Source organism: Curtobacterium sp. MCBD17_021, assembly GCF_003234525.1.
Classification (GTDB): domain Bacteria; phylum Actinomycetota; class Actinomycetes; order Actinomycetales; family Microbacteriaceae; genus Curtobacterium.
Genome location: NZ_QKTS01000009.1, coordinates 44,427 through 69,561, shown reverse-complemented (window position 1 = coordinate 69,561; position 25,135 = coordinate 44,427). Strand labels below are relative to the sequence as shown.

The window sequence follows — 25,135 nt, the reverse complement described above, 5'->3', positions numbered from 1 at the left end:
TCCGCCCGAGGTCAGGCGTCGAGGCGCTCGATCAGTTCCCGGTAGCGTGCCGCGGTCCGCTCGACGACCTGCTCCGGCAGGACGGGCGGCGTGCCGGTGCGGTCCCAGTTCGCGCTGAGCCAGTCGCGCACGATCTGCTTGTCGAACGAGTCCGTCCGGTTGCCCGACTCGTACGCGGCGGCGTCCCAGTAGCGGCTCGAGTCGCTCGTCAGGACCTCGTCGGCGATCCGGATCAGGCCGTCGGCGTCGCGGCCGAACTCGAACTTCGTGTCCGCGATGACGACCCCGCGCTGGAGGGCGATCGCCGCCGCCTCGGAGTACACGGCCAGCGACAGGTCGCGCAGCGCCGCGGCGTCGGCCGGACCGATGAGCTCCTCGGTGCGCTCGAACGAGATGTTCTCGTCGTGCTCGCCCTGCGGCGCCTTGTACGCCGGCGTGTAGATCGGTTCCGGCAGGCGGTCCCCGTTCGACAGGCCGGCGGGCAGCTCGACGCCGCACACGCTGCCGGTCTCCTGGTACTCGGCCCAGCCGCTGCCCACCAGGTACCCGCGCACGACGCACTCGACCGGGAACATCCGGAGCGGCATGACGTGCATGGACCGTGACTCGACCGAGGCCGGGACCGGCGTGGTCGTGCCGCTCGGGGCGAGCAGGTGGTTCGGGACGTCGCGGAGCTGGCCGAACCAGAAGCGGGACAGCCGGGTGAGGAGCTCGCCCTTGCCCGGGATCGGTGGTTCGAGCGCGAAGTCGTAGGCGCTGACGCGGTCGGAGGCGACGAGGAGGAGCTCGGTGGCACCGGCCACGTCCGCCGTGGCCGCGGGGACGTAGAGCTCACGGACCTTGCCCGACGAGACGTGCCGCCAGCCCTCGACGACGGGGGCGCTCATCGGGCGACCTTCGTGGCGATGTCAGTCCGGAACCGGCCGCCGGTGAGGGTGATGTCGTGCAGGCCCGCGTAGGCACGGTCGCGCGCTTCGGCGAAGTCGGATCCGGTGGCCACGACGCTGAGCACCCGCCCACCGGTCGCGACGAGTTCCCCGTCGAGGACCCCGGTCGCCGCGTGCAGCACCACGACCCCGTCCCGCGCGTTCGCGTCGTCGACGCCCGTGATCGTCCGGCCGGTCACCGGGCTCTCCGGGTACCCCTCGCTCGCGAGGACGACCGTCACGGCCGCCTGGTCGCGGAACTCCGGACGCGGGACCGAGGCGAGCTGCCCCGAGGCCGCGGCGAGCAGCAGGCCGCTCAGCGGCGTGGCCAGGCGGGGGAGCACGACCTGGGTCTCCGGGTCGCCGAACCGGGCGTTGAACTCGATGACCCGCACGCCCTGCTCGGTGACGATCAGCCCGCAGTAGAGCAGCCCGACGAACGGGGTGCCCTCGTGCTCGAGGCGTCGGACCGTGGGCAGGGCGACGAGCTCGGTGACCTCGTCGACGAAGGCCTGCTCAGATCCCCAGCGCTCGTCGAGCCACGGCAGCGGCGAGTACGCGCCCATCCCGCCGGTGTTCGGTCCGAGGTCGCCGTCGGCGAGCCGCTTGTAGTCCTGTGCCGGGGACAGCGCGCGGACGTCGTGCCCGTCGCTGAGGAAGAACAGCGAGACCTCTTCGCCGTCGAGGAACTCCTCGACCACGACGGGGCCGTGCTGCAGCCAGTAGGTGGCGTGGTCGATCGCCGCCTGGCGGTCGTCCGTCACGAGGACGCCCTTGCCCGCCGCCAGCCCGTCGGCCTTCACGACGTACGGTGCGCCGAGCTCGTCGATCGCCGCCACGGCTTCGTCGACCGTGCCGGCGGACACCGGCCGACCGGTCGGCACACCGGCTTCGGCCATGACCCGCTTGGCGAAGGCCTTCGAGCCCTCGAGCTGCGCGGCTGCCCTGCCGGGACCGAACACCGGGATGCCGCGGGTGCGCAGCGGGTCGGCGACACCGGCGATGAGGGGGGCTTCCGGTCCGACGACGACGAGTTGGACGTCGTTCTCGAGCGCGTACTCCGCCACCAGCGCGCCGTTCGTGGGGTCCAGCGACACCGTCTCGACGTCGGCGGCGATGCCGGCGTTCCCGGGCGCGGCCGTGATGACGTGACCGGCCTGCTCCGCCAGGAGGGCCGTGATGATCGCGTGCTCGCGGGCACCGGAACCGAGGACGAGGATTCGCACCCGATCACCCTACCGAGCCCGGGTCGCCGCCCGCAGTGCACCGGCTAGCCTGTGGAGATGCCGCCGAAGACCATCGACGACGCCGTGGGTCGGGCCGCGCTCGAGGCCGTCACCGCCGGCGCGACGGACCGCACCTCGGTCGCGACCGCCGTCCGCTGGACGTTGCAGCGCCTCGCCGAGGACGTGCCGGGCAACAGCGTCGAGGTCCGGGTCCCGCCGTTCGCCGCCGTGCAAGCCGTCCCGGGCCCGCGGCACACGCGCGGCACCCCGCCGAACGTGGTCGAGACGGACGCGACGACGTGGCTCGCGCTGGCCACGGGGCGGCTGCGGTGGGACGACCCGGAGACGACGAAGCGCGTCAGCGCCTCGGGCTCACGGGCCGACCTGGCGGCGTTCCTGCCCGTCCGGCTGCCCTGACCGACGGCGCGCGTCCGGGAGGCCCGATCCGCGTCGTGCTCGCCGGTGCCGGAACATCGTGCTCGCCGGTGCCGGACGACATCGGCGTCCCGAGGGGAACTAGGTAGGTCCTACCGATGTGCCGATGGCGCCGGCGTACCTACGCTGGGAGAAGTCGCCGGGATTCGGACCCGACCCGAACGGGTCCGAACCCGGCGACGCAGACAACGCTACGCGAAACCCGCCGACCTGTGTCAACAGGAGCGGCGAGTCGTGCTGCATCCCGCAACTTCTCCTGCGGTCCGCTCAGCACGTCCTGCCGGGCTCAGACCGTTCTGTCCCGGACGGCGGTCACACCAGTTCGGCGAGCTCCGACCGTGCGTGCAGGTCCCACTTCGAGAACACGCGCGACATGTGCGCGTCCACGGTCCGGACCGACAGCCCGAGCTGGTCGGCGATCCGTCGGTTCGAGTGGCCGCGAGCGGCGAGCTCCGCCACCTCGTACTCCCGCTTCGTGAGCGGCTGCTTCGTCCGCCCCGCGGTCACGGCCATCCCGCACGCGGCCAGCGCGGCCTGGGCGCTCGCGATCCACGCGCGATCGCCCGAGCGGAGCGCCGCGGCGTAGCCGGTGATCGCCGACGCGAGGGGACCGTCGACCCTGGTGGCGGCCTCCTCCATGCGCGCCAGGGAGGCGGTGGTGTCCCGACCGTGCAACGCGTCCATCGCGTAGTGCAGCGTCTGCGCGTACAGCACGTGCGTCCAGGCGCCCGAGGCCGTCCCGCGCAGGATGATCGTGTCCGCGCGCCGGAGTCCCGCGGGGTTGCCGAGCAGGGCCTCCGTCCAGGCGATCGTCGTCTCGATCTGGTCGCCGAGGATCCGCATGGCCCGGAGCGGCGTGCTGCGGGCGCGTTCCAGCGACTCCGCGGCCGCGTCCGGCGAGCCGGCGTACGCCTGCGACAGCGCCAGGCGCGACCACGCGTACGCGGCGAACCCGCCGGGGTCGGCGATCTCGTACCGTTCGCAGGCCGCCGTGAAGGCGGTCACCGCGTCCGACCACCGGCGCTGTCCGAGCGCCCGGTTCCCGATGCCGAACAGCTCCAGGGTGAAGTCGTACTTCAGGAACGGGTCGGACCGGCCGACCGGGACCTGCGTCAGCATGTCGGCGATGTCCCCGCGCCACACCTGGACCTGGTGCAGGACCGACACGATCTCCCCGACGCTCCAGGGCGAGTCCTCGAGGTGGACCATCGCGGTGGCAAGGCACGCCTGCGCGAGCCGGAGCGCGTCGTCGAGGCGCCCGCCGGTGCCCAGGGCCATCACGGCGACCGGGGCGATCGGCAGGAAGGACCGGGCGATCGTCGGTGAGTGCAGGACGCTGCTCCGCTCGAGCTCCTGCCGGACCTCGGCGAAGTCGCCGCCCCAGCCGAGGTGGGACAGTCGGAGGACGCGGAGCTGTTCGAACGTCCCCGGTCCGACGTGCCGGACGGCGATCTCGGTGAGGGCGACGGCGGCCGCGGTGTCGTCGTCATGGAACTGCCGGAGGTTCGCGAGGGTCTCGCAGGCCTCGACGACGGCGATGTCGTCGACGTCCGCCCCGGAGGTCGCCAGGCACCAGGCCGCTTCGGCGTCGACCCGTCCGGCCTCGCGTCCGCTGCTGTAGCCGTGCGCGAGCGAGCGCAGACAGTGCGCGCGGACACGCTCGGTCGGGGTGAGGTCCGACCCGAGCGCGGCGGACGTCAACGCGATGGCACTCTCGTGCTCCTGCAGGCCCTCGGCGACCCGGGCGGCGTCGAGCAGCTGGTCGACGGGTGGGACGACACCGCACTCGAGCGCCCAGAGCGTCGCGCGGAGCCGGGCGGCCGGTGGTGCACCCTCCTGCCGGTCGGTGCGGAAGGCGTTCGCCCGTGCGAACAGCGCGGTCCGCCGGGCGACGGGCACCAGGGCCCGGACGACCTCGCCGACGAGGGGGTGCGACGACCGTGCGACGGGACTTCCGGTGTCGGCGGAGTCGATCCGGACGAAGCCGAGGCCCACCGTCCGGTCGACGTCAGCGCCGTCCACCAGGGCCAGCAGCCGGGACAGCGGGATCGGGTCGGCGAGGGCCACGATCTCGACGACGTCGCGCAGGTCACCGGGGAGGCCCGCGAGCTCCGTCCGGTACATGTCGGCCAGGCTGTGCGACGCCGTGATCCGCCCGCGCCAGTACCAGCTCAGGGCGGTGTGCTCGAGTGCGCCCGAGGCGAGGCCGGCGCGGACGACCTCCCGCAGGTACAGCGGGTTCCCCTCGGTCGCGCGGTGCACCTGTTCGACCGAGGCCGGTTCGAGCGGCGCCCCGAGCGCCCGTCCGATGAGCGACGACGTCTCGTGGAGGTCGAGCGGCTCCAGGTCGATGCGCTCGAGCAGGTCGTCCTGCCAGAGGGCGCGCAGTGGTCCGGCGAGTGACGTGAAGTCCCGGCAGGTCAGCACGAGTCGGGCGCCCTGCTCGCGGACGAGCCAGGCGACGTACCGGGCGGAGAGCGCGTCGAGCAGGTCGGCGTCGTCGACGCGGAGCACGAGGTCACGCCCGTCCGTCCCGGCGGCCCGGCGCAGGCGCTCCTCGGCCGGCACGGGCTCGGTCAGGTCGTCGCCGAGCACGTCACCGAAGCGGTCGGAGACGGCGCCGAACGGCATCGACGACCCGGCGGCGACCGCGGTGATCGGCACGACGAGCGGCGCCGGCGCCGGTGTCTGGCGGACGACGCGGTCGGTCACACGGGCGGCGACGGTGGTCTTGCCGAGCCCGGGAGCGCCGACGAGCGCGACGCTCCACCGGTGCTCGCCGACGACGGCGACGGCGCGGTCCTCCTCGCGGCGGGTGAGGACCGGCCACGACAGCCGGGCGGGTGCGGTCGGTGGACGACGGTCGCCTGCTCCGGTCTCGTCGACCATGGCGCACCTCCGTCCTCGCTACTCCGCGGTACCCGCGGTGATGGACCATCATCTCGCGTCCGGGGGACGGACTACCGGGCGTGGCTCCTCCCAAGGTGGGGGACAATGGGGAGGTGAGCAACACCGACCGCCCCGACGAGCGTCCGGCCCCGGCGCCCGACGCGGTGACCACCCCGGACCAGGTCACCATCCGACGTGCCCCGCGCTTCAGCGTCTTCATCCTCGGCGGCGCCGTGCTCGGCTTCCTCGTGACCGTCCTCGTCGTGGCCCTCACCATGGGCATCGACCGCGGGGACCAGCAGGAGACCACCGGGTTCGCCGGCCTCGTCGGCTACTTCAGCCTCTACGGCGTCTCGATCGGCATGCTCGTCGGCGCGGTCGTCGCGGTTGTGCTCGACCGGGTCTCGACGCGCCGCGCCGCCCGGCTCACGGCGGAGCGGGTGGCGGTCGACCCCGCGCCCGAGACCGTCGACGGCGAGCTCGACGAGCCGGACGAGCGCCTGGATCGCTGAGCCCGCGGGGATCGGCAGGCGACGCAGGCGTTCCACCGTCGTGCGGCCTGCGGTCGCCGACGCGAGCAACCTGACGCACGCAAGGCCCGTCACCAGCTGGTGACGGGCCTTGCGTGCGTCAGGTGCCGACGTCCGTCGGGACGTCAGCTGAGCTGGTTCGCCTCGACCCAGGCGAGGTACTCCGGCGAGACGGACCCGGTGACGTACTCACCCGTGAAGCAGCTCATCTCGAGGTCCGTGACGTCGGACCCCTCGATGATCGCGTCCCGCATGTCACCGATCTCCTGGTAGATCAGGTGGTCGCTGCCGAGCACCCGGTTGATCTCCGGGATCTTCCGGTCGTGGGCGATGAGCTCGGCCCGCGTCGGCATGTTGATCCCGTACACGTGCGGGTACCGGACAGGCGGCGCGGCGCTCGTGAACGTGACCTCGTTCGCGCCCGCCGCCCGGGCCATCTCGACGATCTCGCGACTGGTCGTGCCGCGCACGATCGAGTCGTCGACGATGAGGATGTTCTTGCCCTTGAACTCGGAGGACATCGCGTTGAGCTTCTGGCGGACCGAGCGCTTGCGCTCCGCCTGGCCCGGCATGATGAACGTCCGGCCGACGTAGCGGTTCTTGTAGAAGCCCTCGCGGTACTCGATGCCGAGCTTCTGCGCGACCTGCATGGCCGCGGGCCGGGATGAGTCCGGGATGGGCATGACCACGTCGATGTCGCCGGTCGGGGCGTACTGCGCGATCGTGTCGGCCAGGCGGTTGCCGAGACGGAGGCGGGCGTCGTACACCGAGATGCCGTTCATCACGGAGTCCGGGCGGGCCAGGTAGACGTACTCGAAGGAGCACGGCACCAGGCGCGGGTCCTTCGCGCACTGCCGGGCGTGCATCGTGCCGTCCATCTCGATGAAGACGGCCTCGCCCGGTGCGACGTCGCGGACGATGTCGTACCCGCCGGACTCGAGCACGAGGGACTCGCTCGCGACGACCCACTCGCTCTTGCCGGCGTCGTCGAACTTGTGGCCGAGGATGAGTGGTCGGATGCCGTACGGGTCGCGGAACGCCAGCAGGCCGTGGCCGGCGATCGTCGCGATCGTCGCGTAGGAGCCCTCGACCCGCTCGTGCACGCGCTCGACCGCGTCGAACACCTGCCCGGCGTCGAGGTGGGTGCCGCGGACCTGGCCCTGCAGCTCGTGCGCCAGCACGTTCACCAGCAGCTCGGTGTCCGAGGTGGTGTTGAGGTGCCGACGGTCGATGTCGAACAGCTCCCGAGTGAGTTCGCGGGTGTTCGTGAGGTTGCCGTTGTGCACGAGGACGATGCCGTACGGCGCGTTCACGTAGAACGGCTGGGCCTCTTCCTCGTTCACCGCGGCGCCGCGGGTGGCGTAGCGGACGTGGCCGAGGCCCATCGTCCCGAGGAGCGCCCGCATGTCACGGGTGCGGAAGGCCTCGCGCACGTGGCCGCGGGTCTTGTGCATGTGGTGCACGTGCCCGTCGACCGTGGCGATGCCCGTGGAGTCCTGTCCCCGGTGCTGCAGGAGGAGCAGGGCGTCGTAGATGGATTGGTTTGCAGGCCCCTGCGCAACGAGGCCGACGATGCCGCACATTCGCGGGGTGCTCCAGACCGTAGGATCGGGTGGTACCGAACAAGTCTGCCATGCCCTGCGGAGGACGACGTATGCCCAACCCCTACGCCGAGGCCGGTGTCGACACCGCAGCCGGTGACCTGGCCGTCGAGCTCATGAAGTCCGCCGTCTCGGCGACGCACAACGCGTCGGTCCTGGGCGGGGTCGGAGGCTTCGCCGGGCTCTACGACGTCTCGTTCCTCAAGGACTTCGAGCGGCCGCTCCTCGCCACCTCGACCGACGGCGTCGGCACCAAGGTCGCCATCGCGCAGGCCATCGACAAGCACGACACGATCGGCCAGGACCTCGTCGGCATGGTCGTCGACGACATCGTCGTGGTCGGGGCGAAGCCGCTGTTCATGACGGACTACATCGCCTGCGGCCGGGTCGTGCCGAACCGCATCGCCGACATCGTCGCCGGCATCGCCCGCGGTTGCGCGGCGACCGGGACCGCGCTCGTCGGCGGCGAGACCGCGGAGCACCCGGGCCTGCTCGGTCCGGACGACTACGACGTGGCCGGTGCCGCGGTCGGTGCGGTCGAGGCCGGGTCGCAGCTCGGGGCGCACCTCGTGCAGGACGGTGACGCGGTCATCGCGATCGAGTCCTCCGGCCTGCACTCGAACGGGTACTCGCTCGTCCGGCACATCCTCGGGCAGCGCGGCATCGGGTACACCGACACGCTGCCGGAGCTCGGCGGCCTGGTGGGGGAGAGCCTGCTCGAACCCACGCGGCTGTACACGTCCCCGCTGCTCGAGCTCATCGAGCAGCACCCCGGTGCCGTGCACTCCCTGTCGCACGTGACCGGTGGTGGCATCGCGGCGAACCTGGCGCGCGTGCTGCCCGTGGGCTCGTGGGTCGAGGTCGAGCGCTCGACCTGGCAGCCGCTCCCGGTGTTCCGCGTGCTCGCCGACCTGGCCGGCACCCCGATCGAGGACACCGAGGGCACCTGGAACCTGGGCGTCGGCATGTTCGCCGTCGTGTCGGGGGCTGCGGCGGCCGACGTCATCGCGTCCCTCGGGGCAGCCGGTCTGCCCGCCTGGACGGTCGGCTCGGTGTCGACGAGTGCCCGCGACCTGACCGGGTTCGAGCAGGGCGCCAAGGGCGTCGACGGCGGAGCCGTGCGTCTCGTGGGGTCCTACGCCGGCTGACGCCCGCCCCCGCCCGCCGAGGCCGCGGCAGCACCCGGCCGCCGAGGTTCCGCAATCGCGGAACCTCGGCGTGCGAGATCCCGCGATCGTGGAACCGGGACGGTCGACCGACGGCGAGTCCTGGAACCCCGCGCGGCGGGCGGCAGCACGGGCGGAGCCGCGAGGCGGCACGTCGTGTGACCTCGGCCGAGCCCGGCGTGCCGGGCCGTGATGCACGTCGCCGGACGGCGGACCGTCCGGACACGACGAGACGCCGCGCTGCCCGGAGGCGCGCGGCGTCGTCAGACCGAAGGGTCAGGCGGACTTGTCGGTGTCCGACTGGTCCAGGTCACCGTCGTCACCGAACTCGTCGGCCCAGCGGTCGACGTAGTCGGGCTCGTCCGACTGTTGTGCGACGGAGAGTTCGCGTTCGAGAGCACCGTAGTTCGTGTCCGGGCTGAAGTACTTCAGCTCTCGGGCGACCTTGGTGTGCTTCGCCTTCTGACGGCCGCGCCCCATGCGTGACCCCCTCTGTGTCGGCTCGTGTCCGGTCTCGGCGGGCGAGGAGTGATCACCCGGGAAGAACAGACGGTTCGTGGTTTGAAATCTGTCGGCCACTTTACCATGTACCCCGTTGCCGGCTTCGCCCGGCGCGTCCGGAGCACAGCAGAATCGAGGGTGATGCGCACCGCCGTCCAGCAAGCCCGTGTCGTCGTCATCGGTGCGGGCCAGGCAGGCCTCTCGGTGGCGTGGCACCTCCAGCGCGCCGGCCTCAGCGCGGGCAGCGACCTCGTCGTGCTCGACCGTGCGCCGGGGACGGGAGGCGCGTGGCAGTTCCGGTGGGACGCGCTCCGTCTCGGTCTCGCGCACCGCGTGCACGACCTGCCCGGCATGCACGAGATGGGCCTGCGGTTCGACGAGGCCGATCGGTCGCGTCCGGCCCGCGAGGTCGTCGCCGAGTACTACCGCCGGTTCGAGGAGCACCACGACCTGCGGGTGCGGCGCCCGGTCGCCGTCACCGCGGTCCACCGCGAGGACGAGCGCCGTCCCGACGGGACCGCCGGTGCCCTGGTCGTCGAGACCCGAGAGGACGACGGCACCACCGGGGCGATCCGCTCGGAGGTGGTCGTCAACGCCTCCGGCACGTGGGGCACCCCGTTCGTGCCGTGGATCCCGGGCCGCGACGTGTTCCGGGGCCGCCAGCTCGACACGACGGGCTACCGCGACGCGGCGGACTTCACCGGGCAGGACGTCGTCGTCGTCGGCGGCGGGACGAGTGCGATCGGGTTCCTGCTCGAACTCGACGGCGTCGCCCGGTCGACGCGGTGGTTCACCCGTCGACCGGTGGTCTGGTCGGAGGACCGCGCCCTCGCCGTCGGAGCCGCGGTGTCGGCGGTCGAGGACCAGGACCGCGCGGCGAGAGCGGGGCGGACGCTGCCGAGCATCGTCAGCGGGACGGGCCTGCCGGTCACCCCACGGATCCGGCGCGGTCTGGCACGTGGGCTGCTGCAGCCCGAACCCATGTTCACACGACTCGACGCGGACGGGGTCGAGACCGCCACCGGCGAGCACGTCCGCGCCGACGCGGTGATCTGGGCGACGGGCTTCCGTGCGGACCTCCGGCACCTCGCGCCACTGCACCTGCGGACCGAGGCGGGCGGGATCGTCGTCGAGGACGGCCGTTCGGAAGCCGAACCCCGGCTCTTCCTCGCCGGTTACGGCCCGCAGGCATCGACCATCGGAGCGAACCGGGCCGGCCGACGCACCGCGCGTCAGGTGATGGCGGTGCTGGCCGCTGACGACACGGTCGCGTCCGCCTGACGACGGCAGGTGGGCGACCACCAGGGGACCGGCAGACGGCGGTCCGCAGGAGAGCGGACCGCCGTACGGCAACGTCTGTCCCTCAGGAACCGGAGCCGCGGCCCGTCTTCTCCTGCAGGCGCTCGATGTGCTCGGACGCCTCCGCCTTCGTGAGGTCGGCCGAGAGCTCCTCGCCGGCCTCACGCGCGAGGGTGTCGAGGTAGCTGCGCTGCGGGCCGGTCATCGGCTCGTCGCCGGTGACCCACTGCTCGGGGTCCTTGCTCGCGGTGGTCGACGGGTCCGGGCGCTCGCCGCCGAGGGTCTCCGGCTGGTTCTGGTCTGCATCACTCATGAGCGTGACGGTACGCCGCACCGCCGACGTCCCGCGCAGCACTGGCGTCCCCCGACGACCCGGGACGGACAATGGCCGCCACTCGGCGTGACCGGCCGGAGTCAGACCGGCCGGGGTCAGACCGGCCGGGGTCAGACCGGCGTCGCCGTGTACCGGACCAGGTCCCCGCCGACGTCGCTCGCCGCGATCGGCACGACCCGACCGCCCCGCTCGATCCACAGTGTGTTCGCCCGTTCGTCGAGCCGGTCCACCCGGTGCAGGGTGCCGCCGAGCAGGACGGACGCGGTCACGCGGACCCGCCCGGACGCGGGCCGGGGCGGCAGGCCGGGGACGTCGTCGGCGTACTCCGGGTACTCGCCGGGCGTCAGGACCGGTGCGACGGGTGTGGTCACGACCTCCACCCCGGTCGCCCCGGTGGCGGTGCGGGGGAGCGACTCCGCATCCACACCCGCACCGGCGGTGGCGCCGTGGCGACCCACACCCGCACCCGCACCCGCACCCGCACCCGCACCCGCAGTCGTCACGACCACGAGCCGCACCACCTGGTCCATCGGCAGCGGCACGTCCACCTTCGGTGACTCCGCCGACCCGGCCAGCGCTCGGAACGCCGGCCGACCGTCGGCGCCGAGGTGGGCCTCCTGGCCGTCGATCCGCACGCGACCGCGACCGCGTGAGTCGGCGTAGACGCCGGGCTCGAGCCCGGAACGGCGGGCCTCCAGGAGGCTCACCACCACCCGGTCCGGCCGGTACCAGTCCCGGAGCGTGGCCGGGTCGACCCAGCCGATGCTCGCGACCCCGCGCGCCAGTTCCGCCGAGTCGTCGGCCGCCCGCTCGTCGAGCGCGCCGAGGGGGTGCTCGCCGCGAACCGCGACGAGTCCGTCGTAGCGGCCGTCCGGCGAGACCGGCGGGCGGTGGTCGAGCACCTCGACGCGCTTCGGGACCTTGCCGCCGTGGCCGTCGAAGGTCGCGAAGGTACGGAGGTCCTCGGGAGCGGTCGTCATGGGGTCACATGGTACGACCGGGCACCGTCACGCGCGGTCATGGTCGGGCACCCGCCGTCCTCAGTGCTGGTCGTCGTGCGCGGACGGGACGGGCGGGGCGGTGGGGACGAGGGTGCGGACCTCACCGGTGCAGGTAGCAGGGTCGACGCCCTCCGCCGGGCCGGCCGGTCGGGTCGCGCGACGCGACGGCGTGCCGGTGTGTGCCAGCTTCTGCGGTTCCAGGCTGTTGCGCTGGGCCGAGCGGATGAGGCGGTCCTCCTCGGCCTCGGATCGGAAGACGCCGTGCGGCGAGCGACGGAGTGCCGGCCGGACGGGTTCGCCACGTCGGTCCTGCCCGGGGAAGGGGCGGGAGCGCTTGCCGTACAGCAGCTCCGACGAGTCGAGCAGCCACGGCACGAGGGCGACGGTGACGCCGTGCATGAGCAGGAGCTTCTTCCGGATGCGACGACCGCGGTGGTTGTGCAGCAGCCCCTCCCACCAGTGGCCGACGATGAACACCGGCGTGTAGACCGTGACGACCTCGGACCCGTGCTCGAGCCGGTGCGCCTTGATGTACTTGATGAGCGGCATCGAGATGTCGCGGTACGGGCTCGGCACCATCGTCAGCGGGACCTCGATGCCGTGCTCGGCCCACTGCTCACGGAGGCGGGCGGCCTCGGCGTCGTCGATGGCGACGTGCACCGCCTCGAGGTCGGCGTGCTTGGCGGCGATGGCGTAGTCGAGCGCCTTGAGGACCGGCTTCTGCAGCTTGTTGACGAGGACGATCGCGTGGTCGCCGGTGGCACCGAACTCGGTCTCGGCGTCCGCGGCGATCTCGTGCGAGACGTCGCGGTAGTAGCGGTTCACGCCGAGCATGAGCACGAACAGCACGGGCATGATCACGAAGACGAGCCAGGCGCCGTGGGTGAACTTCGTGATGGTGACGATGACGAGCACCACGAAGGTGAAGGTCGCACCGACCGAGTTGATGGTGAGGCTCCGGATGACCTGCGCGCGGTTCACCGGCTCACCGGCGGTCCCGGCGCGGTCCGCACGGAGCAGGCTCACCCAGTGCTTGACCATCCCGCTCTGCCCGAGCGTGAACGAGACGAACACACCGATGATGTAGAGCTGGATGAGGCTGGTGACGTTCGCCCGGTAGACGAAGAGCAGGGCGGCCGCGACGAGCGCGAGCACGATGACGCCGTTCGAGTAGATGAGCCGGTCGCCGCGGGTGGACAGCGCCTTCGGGGCGTAGGAGTCGCGCGCCAGGATCGAGCCGAGCAGCGGGAACCCGTTGAACGCCGTGTTCGCCGCGAGGAGCAGCACCGCCGCCGTGGTCGCCTGGATGACGAAGAACAGGACCGAGTTGTTGCCGAACGTGGCCGCCGCGATCTGGGCGATGAGGGAGCGCTGCGGTGTCGCGGCGCAGTCCGCGAAGCCCTGCAGGTCGCACGCGTTCTCGGCGTAGTGCACGCGGGAGACGAGGGCGAGCGTGATGAGGCCGACGAACAGCACGATCGCGATCCCGCCCATGAGCACGAGGGTCTGCTGCGCGTTCTTGATCTTCGGGCGGCGGAAGGCCGGGATGCCGTTCGCGATGGCCTCGACACCGGTGAGCGCCGAACAGCCGGACGCGAAGGCCCGGAGGAGCAGCAGGATGAAGGCCGCCTGCGTCGTGTGCTCGATGTTCTCGACGGTGTAGCCGGCGGACTCGGCCACGGGCGCGTCCCCGGCGGCGATCCGGACGAGGCCGGTCACGACCATCAGGAAGACGCTCGCCACGAACAGGTAGGTCGGGACGGCGAAGGCCTTGCTCGACTCGCGCACACCGCGGAGGTTCGCGGCCGCCAGCAGCACGACGAACAGGATCGCCAACTCCACGCGGAACGGGTTGAGCATCGGCAGCGCCGAGATGATGTTGTCGACGCCGGAGGCCACCGACACGGCCACCGTCATCACGTAGTCGACGAGCAGGGCGCTCGCGACGACGAGCCCGGCCTTCTCGCCGAGGTTCCGGTGCGCCACCTCGTAGTCGCCGCCGCCGGACGGGTACGCCTTGATGAGCTGTCGGTACGACGCGACGACCACGACGAGCAGCAGCACGACGAGGGCGGCCACCCAGGGTGCGAACGTCAGGAACGCCATCCCGCCGAGCAGCAGGATCATGAGCAGCTCCTGCGGCGCGTACGCCACGGAGGAGAGCGGGTCGCTGGCGAAGATGGGGAGCGCCAGGTGCTTCGGCAGGAGCTGCCCCTCGAGTTTCTCGGAGGGGAGCGGGTCGCCGATCAGTCGGGCTTTCAACGACCGGGTCTCGTTGGTCACGAGCGACGAACTTACTCAATCGGGGGGCGAACGCAACACCGGGAGGCCGAACGGTATTCCGCCGTGACCGAACGGATGGCGGCGACCCTTCCCGATCCGCTTGTCCGTGCGGATCGGGAGGGGTTGTCCGCCGGTTCCTGAAGGAACGGACAGGGTGGCGGATCAAGCCGGCCGGCGCGACGGGAGGCCCGGATCGCGTCCACCCCGTCGGCGCCGGCCATGCGGTCTCCCGCAGTCCTCAGAGGGACTTGCGCAGGGCCTCCAGACCGTCGCGGAGTCGCTGGACCGACGCGTCGTCGAGCGTCCCGCGGGCTGCGCGGCGCCGGAGGTCGGCGCGGAGCTGCTGCCGGAACACGGCGACGGCCATCTCGGCGTCGCGGAGTGTCCGGCCACCGGAACCCGGGACGGACGTCGGTTCGGCTCCCGCTGCGCCGGCGGGCCCGGCCGGGCCGCTGTGCTGCGCGGCGGCGAGGTCGGCGCGGAGTGACTCCATCGCGGCGCCCACCGAGGCGCGCACCCCGTCGGCCAGGGACTTCACGCTGTCCGCGACGCCGTCCTCGAGCTGGGCGACCTCGTCCGCACGGGCGTCGAGCTCGGCGCGACCGGCGTCGGTGATGGCGTAGACGGTCTTGCGGCCGTCCGAGGTCTTCGTGACCAGGCCGTCCTCCTCGAGCTTCGCGAGCCGGGGGTAGACGGTGCCGGCGCTCGGGACGTACGTGCCGCCGAAGCGGTCACCGAGTGCGGTGATGACCTCGTAGCCGTGCATCGGGTGGTCGGCGAGCAGGACGAGCAGGTAGAGGCGCAGGTGTCCGTGCGCGAAGACCGGGCTCATGCGGCGCCGCCCTGCTCGGCGGAGCGCTGCGCGGCGGAGTCGGAGCCGGGGTCCGTGCCCGGGGCCCCGCCCGTCGTCGCCGGCGGTCCGTGCACGATCGCGACGTCGCCGGAGACCGAGTTCACCCGGATGTCGACGTACGAGCCGGAGAGTTCCCCGTCGGTCCGCGTGTACGTCCCGCGGGTGCCGCGGATCTCGGCGTCGTCGAACAGCAGGCGGCCGGTGGCGGTGGCGATCGTGCTGGAGTAGGGCGTGCCGTGCTCGAGCCGGACGTCCACCGAGCCGGACACCGTGTTGACCTTCACGTGGTCGGGCGAGCCGTGCAGGTCGACCACGACGGCCGACGAGACGGCGTCCGCCGAGAAGCGACGGATCTCGCCGGTCGCGACGACGTCGCCCGAGACGGTGCGGAGCGTCACGGTGCCGACCTGGTCGCGGATGGTCGTGGTGCCGGACACCGCGTGCACGGCGACGTCGCCGATCACACCGTCGACGACGACGTCACCGGAGACGCTGTTGAGGACCGCGCCGCGCTCGGTGCCGGAGAGCAGGACGCCGGCGGAGACGACCCCGAGGTTCACCGTCACGTCGCGCGGGACGAGGATGCTGACGTCGGCTCGGGCGCCGCCGCCACGGAACGACTTCAGGAACCCGAGCGGGTCGTCCCAGCGCATCTGGGGGTGGTCGACCGTGAGGGTGTCGCCCTCGATCTCGACCTTGATCGGCTTGCCGGAGACCTGGTGGATCTCCACGCGGGCGGTCGGCTCGTCGTGGGTGACGACGTCCACCTGCCCGCCGACCAGGCCGACGCGCAGTGCGCGGACGATCCCGGTGTCGATGACCTTCGGCTCGTCGACGAGCCACTTCTCCTGTGCCATGCCGTCTCCTCGGTACGCGGGACGAGACACGATGTATCGCGTCTCGGAGCTCACGCTACATCGCGTTCCGTGGGTCCGCCAGGGTCAGGCGGAGACGTCCGGCGCTCCCTCAGCAGCCGGCGAGGCGGGAGCGGGAGCGGGAGCGGCCTGGGTGGCGGGACCGGCCGGGGCGGCAGGGCTCCAGGGGAACCGGCGGAAGAGCGGCATGAGCGGTTGGACCAGCGGCCCGATCGCGAACGCGGCGACCACCGTGCCGACACCGACGTCCCCGCCGAGCAGCCAGCCCGCGGCCACGACCGTGACCTCGACGACCGTCCGCGCCGCCCACACCGGCCAGCCGAACCGCTCGTGCAACCCGACCATGAGACCGTCCCGCGCACCCGTGCCGAGACCGGCACCGATGTAGCACGCCGTGGCGACTGCGAGCAGGGCGAGGCTCGCGACGAAGAGCAGGACCCGACCGACCAGGTCACCCGGCTCGGGCACCAGCCACAGGACCAGGTCGGAAGCCGGACCGATCGCCAGCGCGTTGAGGAGCGTCCCGATCCCGGGGCGCTGTCGCAGCGGGACCCAGAACAGCAGGATCACCAGGCTCGACACGACCGTGATGACGCCGAACGACCACGGCAGCACGTGCTCCAGACCCTGGGTGAGGACCGTCCACGACGAGACACCGACGACGGCCCGGACCTGGAGTGCGACGGAGGCTCCGTAGAGGAAGAGGCCGACGAGCAGTTGCACGAACCGGAGGGGGACGGCTGTGGAGCGGGGCATGTCTCGATGCTCGCCTCGATTGGCCTGCTGGTCGAGAGCCAATCCGACTACCGTGGACCCATGACGCCCGTCCTGCTCAGCGCCCGCTCCGCCGCCGTGCTCCTGACGCACTGGCGCGCCGGGTCCGCCGCCCCCGCCTACGAGGCCCTCGCCGACGCCGTCCGGGTCCTCGTCATCGACGGGCGCATCCCGCACGGCTCACGCCTGCCGGCCGAGCGCGGGCTCGCGAGCGCGCTCGGCGTCTCCCGCACCACCGTGGCGAACGCGTACGCACGGCTCCGGGACGACGGCTACCTCACCTCCCTGCGCGGCTCCGGCAGCGTCGTCCGCCTGCCGCTCGAGGGACGACCGGACCCGGAACAGCTCGGCGGCGTCGTGCCGGCGGACGTGCTCGACCTGCGGAAGGCCGCCCTCCGGAGCGCCCCCGTCGTGGCGGAGGCCGTCGAACGCGCGATGCGGCACCTGCCGGCGGCGCTCGCCGGGATCGGGTTCGACACCGTCGGCGACCCGGGTCTCCGTGCGGCGATCGCGGAGCGGTACACGGCGCGGGGGCTGGCGACCTCGCCGGCCGAGGTGATCGTCACCGTCGGTGCCCAACACGCGATCGCGCTGCTGGCGCGGGTGCTCGTCGGCCGCGGCGACCCGGTGCTCGTCGAGTCGCCGACCTACCCGCACGCGCACGAGGCCCTCCGCGCTGCCGGTGGCCGGCTGGTGTCGGTCCCCGTCGACCCGAGGGGCGGGTGGGACGAGGGCGTGCTCGACGCTGCGATCCGCCGGTCGGCACCGACGATGGCGTACGTCATGCCCGAGCTGCACAACCCGACCGGGGCGACCATGCCCGCGTCCACCCGGACCGTCCTGCTCGAGGCCGCCGCAGCCGTCGGCACCGTGGTCGTCGCCGACGAGACGATGGGGGAGCTCCGCATCGACGGCCCGTCCGCACCGCCGCTCGCCGCCGGGGCACCTGGCGAGGTCGTGATGGTCGGTTCGGCGGACAAGGTGTTCTGGGGCGGCCTGCGGATCGGCTGGATCCGGGCCGCGCCGGAGCTGCTGCACCGTCTGCTGCTCGCCCGACCGACCGGGGACCTCGGCACGCCGACCCTCGACCAACTCGTCGCGCGCGAACTGGTGCCGCAGACGGCGGCCGTCCTGGAGGCCCGGCGTCCGGCCCTGCGCGAGGGTCGCGACGGGCTCGTGGCCGCGCTGCGCACGCGGCTGCCGGAGTGGGACGTCCCCTCACCGGCCGGCGGTTTGACGACGTGGGTGGGGCTCGGACGACCGGTGTCGACCGCGCTGGTCCTCGCCGCGCGGTCGGAGGGCGTCGTCCTGGCGTCCGGGGGCGTCTTCGGGCCGGACGGCGGGTTCGAACGGTCCCTGCGCGTGCCGTTCACCGTCACCGGAGCGGAACGGGAACGGGTGGTGGAGGCACTCGCGCGGTCCTGGGCGCGGGTGGGCGGCGCGACCGTGGGCGCACGAGGGTCGTCCGCGGCGGTGGTGTGACGGCGGACGTGTCACTCCTCCGGTGGATGCCGATGCCCCTCCCGGGGGATGCGGTGACGGTCCCGCGCGCGCCAGCATCGAGACCATGAACAGCACCCTGTCCTCCGCCGGCGTGACCCGGAGCGCGTCGGCGACCCCCGACCACCTGTCCGCCAGCACGGTGCCGCCGCTGGCCCGGGTCACGATGGCGCTGACCGCGGCCGTGCTGGCCGGGGTCGCGACGAGCTTCGGGCAGGCGGTGCCCGGGCTCGCGTCGATGTCGAACGCGGCCGGTCCGTGGTTCGTCGTCGCCGTGCTGCTCGTGCTCGCAGCAGGGGTCGCCCGCGGCGGTGACCGGCCCCGGGTACGGACCGCGTCCGCGATGGTGCTCGGCGTCGTCCTGCTCGAACTCATGCACATCGGGTACTGGGCGGCGACGAACCTGCGCGGGTTCGTCGACACGCTGTCGATCACGAACTTCTGGGTCGTGATGGGCGTGCCCGCGGGGCTGCTCGCCGGCGCCGTCGTCGTGGCGCTCCGGTCGACGGATGGCCGCTGGCGTGGTGCGGCCGCCGGTGTGACCGCCGCCGTCCTCATCGGTGAGGGGAGCCGCGCACTGCTGCAGGTCGCAGCCACCACCGGGACGACCACCTGGGTCGTGCAGATCGTGGTCGGGGTGGCCGTCCTGGTGGCGGGCATCGCGTTCGCCCGGTCGCCGATCGGCCGCGCGGTCGCGCTCGGGACCGGCGTCGTCGGCTCGGTCGGCGTCTTCGTCGTGTACTCCGCGTTCGGCGCCGCCTGACCCGAGCCCCCCGAGCGGGTCCGCGCAACTGCACGTTCATCCACAGGATGCATGTCCGGTGGAAGTACGGACGACGCGGCTGCGAGGATCAGCTCGTGCACCTCCTCTCCGTCTTCAGTCTCCGGAACCGCGCCCTCATCGCCCTCGTGACGATCGTGGTCGCCGTCTTCGGTGGCGTCGCCCTGTCGAGCCTGAAGCAGGAACTCATCCCGAGTGTCGAGTTCCCGCAGGTCGCCATCGTCAGCGCCTACCCCGGCGCCACGCCGGAAGTCGTGTCCAACGACGTCTCGACGAAGATCGAGCAGGCGATCCAGGTCGTGCCCGACCTCGAGTCGACGAGCGCGACCTCGTCCACCGGGCAGAGCGTCGTCTCCGCCTCGTTCGACTACGGCTCGAACCTGGCCAGCGCCGAGGACAAGATCCAGACGGCGGTCAACGCCCTGTCGCTGCCGGACTCCGTGCAGACGCAGATCGTCACCGGGTCCTTCGACGACCTGCCGGTGCTCCAGGTCGCGATCTCGGCCTCCGGCAACCAGGAGGAGCTGGTCGACCGGCTGCAGGCCACGGCGATCCCCGACCTCGAGAAGCTCGACGGCGTCCGACAGGCCGACGTCTTCGGCAACCCCGGTCGTCGCGTCGTCATCACGCCGAACGAGGACGAGCTCGCGGCACGCGGCCTCAGCCAGACGGCGATCTCCGACGCACTCGACGACAACGGCACGCTCATCCCCGGTGGCACGATCACCGAGGACGGTTCGACCCTGTCGGTGCAGACCGGTGAGCGCATCGCATCGCTCGACGACATCCGCGACCTGCCGCTGACCAGCTCGTCGGGGTCCGGCGGTTCGGGTTCGGGCGACAGCGTCTCGGGCGGCGCGGCGACCGACGGCTCGGCTGCGGGTGCACCCGCTGCCGGCGCACCCGCTGCCGGCGGAACGACGACCGGTGGGGCGACCACGGGCGGGACGACGACCGGTGACACGACCGGCGCTGCACCGACCGACGGCGCGGCGACGCCCGCCGCGACCCCGACTGACACCACGCTCGGCGACGTCGCGACCGTGGCGATCGAGGAGTCCCCGCGCACGTCGATCAGCCGCGTCGACGGCGAGCAGGCCCTGACGATCTCGATCACGAAGACGCAGGAGGCCAACACCGTCGACGTGTCGACCACCGTGCGTGACGCGCTGCCGGAGATCGAACAGAAGATCGAGGGCGACCCGCGGTTCACCGTGGTGTTCGACCAGGCGCCGTACATCCAGCAGTCGATCGACTCCCTCGCCGAAGAAGGCCTGCTCGGCCTCGCCTTCGCCGTCATCGTGATCCTGGTGTTCCTGCTCTCGGTGCGGTCCACCCTCGTCACGGCGGTGTCGATCCCGACGTCGGTGCTCCTCGCGGCGATCGGCATGCAGGCGGCGGGCTACTCGCTCAACATCATCACGCTCGCCGCGTTGACGATCGCGATCGGCCGCGTGGTCGACGACTCGATCGTCGTCATCGAGAACATCAAGCGGCACATGCGCCCGGGCGTCGACCGTGGGCAGGCGGTCCTCGACGCCGTGCGCGAGGTCGCCGGCGCCGTCACTGCCTCCACGCTCACGACGGTCGCGGTGTTCCTGCCGGTGGCCTTCGTGGCGGAACTCGTCGGCGAACTCTTCCGACCGTTCGCCGTGACCGTCACCCTGGCGCTCGTGGCCTCGCTGCTCGTGTCGCTCACGATCGTCCCGGTGCTGGCGTACTGGTGGCTCCGCCCGCGGAAGCCGAAGCGGACCGAGGCCGCGGAGGGCGGAACCGCCGCCGACACCGCGCAGCCCGCCCACGCCGCGCAGGCCGCCGACACCCCGCCGAGCGCCCACGCCGGTCGTCGTGTCGAGGAACCGGCCGCCGTCGGCGCGACCCCCGAACGGTCACTCGCGTCCGCGGCGGACCTCCACGACGCCGACACCTCGGACCGTCTGCGGCGGGTGTACCTGCCGGTGCTGCGATGGGCCGTCCGGGCCCCGGTCGTCGTCGTCCTGTTGGCCGTCGTCGTCCTCGGCGGCACGGTCGCCGCGCTGCCGCTCGTCACGACGAACTACCTCGGCGACTCCGGGCAGAACACCTTCACGGTGACGCAGGACCTGGAGGCCGGGTCGAGCCTCGAGGTCCAGTCCGAGTCCGCGCGACAGGTCGAGCGCGAGCTGCAGGACGTCCCCGGCGTCGAGACCGTGCAGACCACCATCGGCACGAGCGGCCAGTCCATCCAGGCGGCCTTCGGCGGTGGTGGCTCCGCATCGGTGCAGTACGCGGTGACGACCGACGCCGAGGCCGACCAGCCGACCATCCAGGCCGATGCCCGCGAGCGTCTCGGGGCGATCGACGGCGTCGGGGAGATCACCATCGCCTCGTCCGGGGGCGGGTTCGGTGGCAGCAGCGACATCGAGGTGGACGTCACCGCCCCGACGCAGGCGCAGCTCGAGACCGCCTCGCGCCAGGTGCTCGAGACCATGCGCTCGGTCGAGGGCACCGCCGGGGCGACGAGCAACCTGTCGGCGGCGGAGCCGTTCCTCGCCGTCCGCGTCGACCGGGCGAAGGCCGCCGACCTCGGGCTCACCGAGACCCAGGTGGGCGGGCTCGTGGCCGCCGCGGTCTCGCCGCGCGACACCGGCAGCATCGAGATCGACGACGCGACACTCGACGTCTACATCGCGGCCGCGGAACCGCCGACCACGGTCGCTGCCCTGCGCGCCCTGGAGGTGCCGACGAGCACCGGGACGGTCCCGCTGACGGACGTCGCGACGGTGGAGCAGTCCGAGGGTCCGACCACCGTCACGACGACGAACGCCGCCCGCACGGCCACGATCACCGTGACGCCGGACGCGACGAACCTCGGTGCCGCCGTGCAGTCCGTCACGACGGCGGTCGACGAGTTGGACCTTCCGCGGGGTGCGAGCGCGTCCATCGGGGGTGTCGCCGCGAGCCAGTCGTCCGCGTTCTCCCAACTCGGACTCGCCGTCCTCGTCGCCGTCCTGATCGTCTACGTGATCATGGTCGCCACGTTCCGGAGCCTGCTCCAGCCGCTGATGCTCCTGGTCTCGGTGCCGTTCGCCGCGACCGGTGCGATCCTGCTGCAGATCGTCTCCGGCGTCCCGATCGGTGTCGCGTCGCTCATCGGTCTGCTCATGCTCGTCGGCATCGTGGTGACGAACGCGATCGTCCTCATCGACCTGGTGAACCAGTACCGGCGACGAGGCCTGCCGGTGCGGGAGGCACTGCTCGAAGGCGCCACCCGTCGTCTCCGGCCGATCCTCATGACGGCGATGGCGACGATCTTCGCGCTGCTGCCCATGGCGATCGGGCTCACCGGCAAGTCGGGCTTCATCTCGCAGCCGTTGGCGCTCGTCGTGATCGGCGGCCTGGTGTCGTCGACGCTGTTGACGCTCATCGTGCTGCCCGCGCTGTACGCCCTGGTCGAGGGGGCGCGCGAGCGGCGGGCGGAGCGGAAGGCGGCGGGCTTGCCGCCGGAGAGACGGTTCCGGTCGATGATCCGTCGAGTGTTCCGACGCAACCGGTCGCGGGCGCAGTCCTAGCGGCCGCGCGGGGGCTCAGCAGTCGCTGGGCTCCCCGTCCGCCGTGCGGAACCACGACACGAGCGCGCACGTCAGGGTGACCAGGAAGACGACGGCCCCGACCTGCGCCACGACCGACATCTGCCCGGTCGCGGCCCCGTACCCGGCGGACGACACCGTCACCAGGAACGACAGCCCGAGCAACAGTTCCACGGCTGTCCGGACACCCGTCAACGGAGCGGCGGGGGCGTACAGGGTGCGAGTCGACGGCGTCTGGGTCACCACGGAAGTCTGACGACGGGCTCGTCCGGACGGCAGTCCCGCTCCGGGTGGCACCCGCGCGGGGTACGGCGTCGCGACCGCACCACCGCGTCAGGCCGGGTCGGGACGGGTCAGGACGCGTCAGGCCCGGTCAGGACGGGTCGACGCAGGCTGCCGGGGCACGCGTCAGCGCAGGCCGTCGCGCAGGAACGCCGTCACACGTCGGCTCATCGCCCGGTCGAGCTGGGCGATCGAGTGCGCCGATCCCTGCACCGCCACGAACGTCACCGGCACACCGTGTGAGCGCAGGGTCGACGTGAAGCGCTGCGACTCCCAGAGCGGGATGAACTCGTCGGTCGAGTGCCCGATGAAGAACGGGGCCGTCTCCTGCGTCACCTGGTACTCCGGCGATGCCCGCTCGGCGGCTGGGCACGATCGGTACGAGGTGCATCCGAGGTAGAGCAGCTGCTTCCGCTGGAACGAAGCCGAGACCCCGTCGGCGCCGGTCGACCGGGCGGTCAGGTCGGTCGGGCCGCTGAGGTCGACGACGGCCCGGATGCGGAAGCCGTCGGCGTAGGCGCTCGACTCGTGGTCCTCGACGGCCAGCAGCGCGGCGAGGTTGCCGCCGGCGCTGCCGCCGAACACACCGACCCGGTCCGGGTCGACGTCGTACGTCTGCAGGGTCGTCGGTCGGAAGACGAAGTCGAGCGCACGCCGGACGTCGTCGAACCCGGCGGGGAACGGGTCCGTCGGGGCGAGCCGGTAGTCGACGTTGAACGTCACGAATCCCTCGGACGCCAGGAACTGGCACACCGATCGGTACGCCGCCGTGGCCTTGTCACCGTGCGACCAGCTGCCGCCGTGGACCATCATCACGGCCGGGCGCGAGCCGACCTCGACGCGGTCCGGTGCGGCGGAGGCCGGCGCCGTCGGCACCGTGGTCGGCGTCGCGGTGCTCTCGGCCGGACTGTCGGCGGGCAGGCACACGTCGAGTTGCTGCAGGGGGTCCTGCCCGTACGGCACGTCCTGGACGACGTCGATGCCGTGGTACTCCAGCGACAGCGGGTAGATGACCGGGTCGGCGGTGACGGTGGTGTTCCGGTCACCGGTCCCGTCGACGCTGCACGACGCCGCCACGCCGACGACCGCGACCGCGGCGACGAGCGCGAGCAGGGTGCGGCGGCCGGACTTCATCGCCAGCCACGGTACATGGGCAGCCGGGGGTGCCAGGATGGGCGCGAGACCCGCAGGAGGACCCGTGAGCCGTCAGAAGTCCTGGAACGCCGATCCCGAACCGCTCCTCCGAGTCGGTCCCGGGTTCCGGCTCGACACGGTCGACCCCGACTCGACACCGGGGTTCCCCGGTCGCAAGATCGACGGGCTCGAGGCGCTCGCCGCCGGTGCCTCCCGCCTGGCTGCGCTGCAGGAACGGCTCTGGGCAGCGGCGACGGCGGGGGACCAGCGCCGCGTGCTGCTCGTCCTGCAGGCGATGGACACCGCGGGCAAGGGCGGCATCGTCTCGCACGTGGTCGGCGCGGTCGACCCGAACGGCGTCCGCTACGCGGGCTTCAAGGCGCCCACCGCCGAGGAGCGCGAGCACGACTTCCTCTGGCGCGTCGAACGGCAGCTGCCGGACGCGGGCCAACTCGGTGTCTTCGACCGGTCCCACTACGAGGACGTCCTGGTCCAGCGCGTGCGCGGGTTCGCCGAGCCGTCCGAGATCGAGCGGCGGTACGGGGCGATCGTCGACTTCGAGCACCGCCTCGCCGAGCAGGGCACGACGGTCGTCAAGGTGATGCTGCACATCTCGAAGGACGAGCAGCGTGAACGGCTCGGCGAGCGTCTCGACCGGCCGGACAAGCACTGGAAGTTCAACCCGGGCGACATCGACGACCGCCTGCTGTGGGACGACTACCAGGACGCGTACCAGATCGTCTTCGACCGCACCTCGACGCCGCGGGCCCCGTGGTACGTCGTGCCGGCGAACCGCAAGTGGTACGCCCGTCTCGCCGTGCAGCAGCTCCTGCTGCGCGCCCTCGAGGACATGCACCTCTCCTGGCCCGCCGCGGACTTCGACGTGGCCGAACAGCGGCAGCGGCTCGCCGCGTCCTGACCGAGCCGCCGGCCGCCGGGAGGGCCGCCCGCCTCCGCCTCCGACCCCGCCAGGCCACAGGGCTGGTCTCATCGCGCCCGGTCGCGTATGCTCGATCGGTCGGCCTTCGACACCGCGGCCGCGAGCCGCGGACGTGTTTGGGTGTTGTGTAGTTCGAGGGCTGGAATCGCGTCGATCGACGTTGCGATGAACCCCCTCTCCACGAACCGCCCCCGCCGATGTCGCTGCCGGGCTGCGTGGTACGTCTGCACCCCGGA

Annotated in this window: 21 protein-coding genes; 8 read left to right on the top strand and 13 right to left on the bottom strand. The window is 72.4% G+C overall.

Going from position 1 to position 25,135, the window contains the following annotated elements:
* Window positions 1-11: 11 nt before the first annotated feature.
* Both DEI83_RS09735 and purD read right to left on the bottom strand, forming a co-directional pair.
* Window positions 12-887 (bottom strand): phosphoribosylaminoimidazolesuccinocarboxamide synthase, encoded by an 876-nt coding sequence (locus DEI83_RS09735; protein ID WP_111081762.1) that lies wholly within the window; start codon window positions 885-887, stop codon window positions 12-14.
* Entirely contained in the window at window positions 884-2,152 is a 1,269-nt protein-coding gene (gene purD, locus DEI83_RS09730) for a phosphoribosylamine--glycine ligase (RefSeq protein ID WP_111081761.1), read from the bottom strand. The genes DEI83_RS09735 and purD overlap by 4 nt, the downstream gene beginning before the upstream one ends.
* Window positions 2,153-2,209: 57 nt before the next feature.
* On the opposite strand from purD, the gene DEI83_RS09725 reads away from it, so the two are divergent.
* Complete coding sequence (locus DEI83_RS09725; RefSeq protein WP_111081825.1) at window positions 2,210-2,569, top strand: sterol carrier family protein; 360 nt, start codon at window positions 2,210-2,212, stop codon at window positions 2,567-2,569.
* A 330-nt stretch (window positions 2,570-2,899) separates the two neighbouring features.
* Here DEI83_RS09725 and DEI83_RS09720 read toward each other — a convergent pair whose 3' ends face one another.
* Window positions 2,900-5,476, bottom strand: coding sequence for a LuxR C-terminal-related transcriptional regulator (locus tag DEI83_RS09720; protein ID WP_111081760.1), 2,577 nt, complete (start codon window positions 5,474-5,476; stop codon window positions 2,900-2,902).
* A 113-nt stretch (window positions 5,477-5,589) separates the two neighbouring features.
* Here DEI83_RS09720 and DEI83_RS09715 point away from each other — a divergent pair, with 113 nt between their 5' ends.
* Complete coding sequence (locus tag DEI83_RS09715) at window positions 5,590-5,988, top strand: hypothetical protein (protein ID WP_111081759.1); 399 nt, start codon at window positions 5,590-5,592, stop codon at window positions 5,986-5,988.
* A gap of 143 nt (window positions 5,989-6,131) precedes the next feature.
* Here the strand turns inward: DEI83_RS09715 and purF are convergent, their stop codons facing one another.
* Window positions 6,132-7,589 (bottom strand): amidophosphoribosyltransferase, encoded by a 1,458-nt coding sequence (gene purF / locus DEI83_RS09710; RefSeq protein ID WP_111081758.1) that lies wholly within the window; start codon window positions 7,587-7,589, stop codon window positions 6,132-6,134.
* A 71-nt stretch (window positions 7,590-7,660) separates the two neighbouring features.
* Between purF and purM the strand changes: the two genes are divergently transcribed.
* A complete protein-coding gene (purM, locus tag DEI83_RS09705; protein ID WP_111081757.1) occupies window positions 7,661-8,755 on the top strand; it encodes a phosphoribosylformylglycinamidine cyclo-ligase in 1,095 nt (364 codons plus the stop codon).
* Window positions 8,756-9,049: 294 nt separating this feature from the next.
* On the opposite strand, the gene DEI83_RS09700 is transcribed toward purM, so the two are convergent.
* Window positions 9,050-9,253: a DUF3073 domain-containing protein gene (locus DEI83_RS09700; RefSeq protein ID WP_111081756.1), complete on the bottom strand. Its 204-nt coding sequence runs from the start codon at window positions 9,251-9,253 to the stop codon at window positions 9,050-9,052.
* Window positions 9,254-9,415: 162 nt separating this feature from the next.
* Here DEI83_RS09700 and DEI83_RS09695 point away from each other — a divergent pair, with 162 nt between their 5' ends.
* Window positions 9,416-10,555 (top strand): FAD-dependent oxidoreductase, encoded by a 1,140-nt coding sequence (locus DEI83_RS09695; protein ID WP_111081755.1) that lies wholly within the window; start codon window positions 9,416-9,418, stop codon window positions 10,553-10,555.
* Window positions 10,556-10,637: 82 nt separating this feature from the next.
* Here the strand turns inward: DEI83_RS09695 and DEI83_RS09690 are convergent, their stop codons facing one another.
* The 6 genes from DEI83_RS09690 to DEI83_RS09660 form a co-directional block, all read right to left on the bottom strand.
* On the bottom strand, window positions 10,638-10,886 hold the full coding sequence (locus DEI83_RS09690) for a DUF3072 domain-containing protein (RefSeq protein ID WP_111081824.1): 249 nt from the start codon (window positions 10,884-10,886) through the stop codon (window positions 10,638-10,640).
* Window positions 10,887-11,017: 131 nt separating this feature from the next.
* On the bottom strand, window positions 11,018-11,887 hold the full coding sequence (locus DEI83_RS15920) for a hypothetical protein (RefSeq protein ID WP_181431154.1): 870 nt from the start codon (window positions 11,885-11,887) through the stop codon (window positions 11,018-11,020).
* A gap of 60 nt (window positions 11,888-11,947) precedes the next feature.
* Window positions 11,948-14,191 (bottom strand): APC family permease, encoded by a 2,244-nt coding sequence (locus tag DEI83_RS09675; protein WP_258371155.1) that lies wholly within the window; start codon window positions 14,189-14,191, stop codon window positions 11,948-11,950.
* A 238-nt stretch (window positions 14,192-14,429) separates the two neighbouring features.
* Window positions 14,430-15,023: a PadR family transcriptional regulator gene (locus tag DEI83_RS09670; RefSeq protein ID WP_111081752.1), complete on the bottom strand. Its 594-nt coding sequence runs from the start codon at window positions 15,021-15,023 to the stop codon at window positions 14,430-14,432.
* Window positions 15,020-15,901: a DUF4097 family beta strand repeat-containing protein gene (locus DEI83_RS09665; protein ID WP_181431153.1), complete on the bottom strand. Its 882-nt coding sequence runs from the start codon at window positions 15,899-15,901 to the stop codon at window positions 15,020-15,022. Before DEI83_RS09665 ends, DEI83_RS09670 begins: the two co-directional genes overlap by 4 nt.
* 84 nt (window positions 15,902-15,985) lie before the next feature.
* Complete coding sequence (locus DEI83_RS09660) at window positions 15,986-16,675, bottom strand: YitT family protein (RefSeq protein WP_181431152.1); 690 nt, start codon at window positions 16,673-16,675, stop codon at window positions 15,986-15,988.
* 60 nt (window positions 16,676-16,735) lie between these two features.
* Between DEI83_RS09660 and DEI83_RS09655 the strand changes: the two genes are divergently transcribed.
* The 3 genes from DEI83_RS09655 to DEI83_RS09645 all read left to right on the top strand — a co-directional run bounded on the left by DEI83_RS09655 (window position 16,736) and on the right by DEI83_RS09645 (window position 22,525).
* Window positions 16,736-18,175: a PLP-dependent aminotransferase family protein gene (locus DEI83_RS09655; protein WP_111081751.1), complete on the top strand. Its 1,440-nt coding sequence runs from the start codon at window positions 16,736-16,738 to the stop codon at window positions 18,173-18,175.
* A gap of 85 nt (window positions 18,176-18,260) precedes the next feature.
* On the top strand, window positions 18,261-18,956 hold the full coding sequence (locus DEI83_RS09650) for a DUF6518 family protein (protein WP_111081750.1): 696 nt from the start codon (window positions 18,261-18,263) through the stop codon (window positions 18,954-18,956).
* 95 nt (window positions 18,957-19,051) lie between these two features.
* Window positions 19,052-22,525, top strand: a complete 3,474-nt coding sequence (locus DEI83_RS09645) for an efflux RND transporter permease subunit (protein WP_111081822.1) — start codon at window positions 19,052-19,054, stop codon at window positions 22,523-22,525.
* Between the two features lie 15 nt (window positions 22,526-22,540).
* Here DEI83_RS09645 and DEI83_RS15710 read toward each other — a convergent pair whose 3' ends face one another.
* Together DEI83_RS15710 and DEI83_RS09640 are read right to left on the bottom strand one after the other, a co-directional pair.
* Window positions 22,541-22,786, bottom strand: coding sequence for a hypothetical protein (locus DEI83_RS15710; protein ID WP_146243287.1), 246 nt, complete (start codon window positions 22,784-22,786; stop codon window positions 22,541-22,543).
* A gap of 165 nt (window positions 22,787-22,951) precedes the next feature.
* The gene (locus DEI83_RS09640) at window positions 22,952-23,959 is read right to left on the bottom strand and encodes an alpha/beta hydrolase (protein ID WP_111081749.1); all 1,008 of its coding nucleotides are present in this window, start codon (window positions 23,957-23,959) and stop codon (window positions 22,952-22,954) included.
* A 64-nt stretch (window positions 23,960-24,023) separates the two neighbouring features.
* Between DEI83_RS09640 and DEI83_RS09635 the strand changes: the two genes are divergently transcribed.
* Window positions 24,024-24,878: a PPK2 family polyphosphate kinase gene (locus DEI83_RS09635; RefSeq protein WP_258371154.1), complete on the top strand. Its 855-nt coding sequence runs from the start codon at window positions 24,024-24,026 to the stop codon at window positions 24,876-24,878.
* Window positions 24,879-25,135 lie beyond the last annotated feature (257 nt).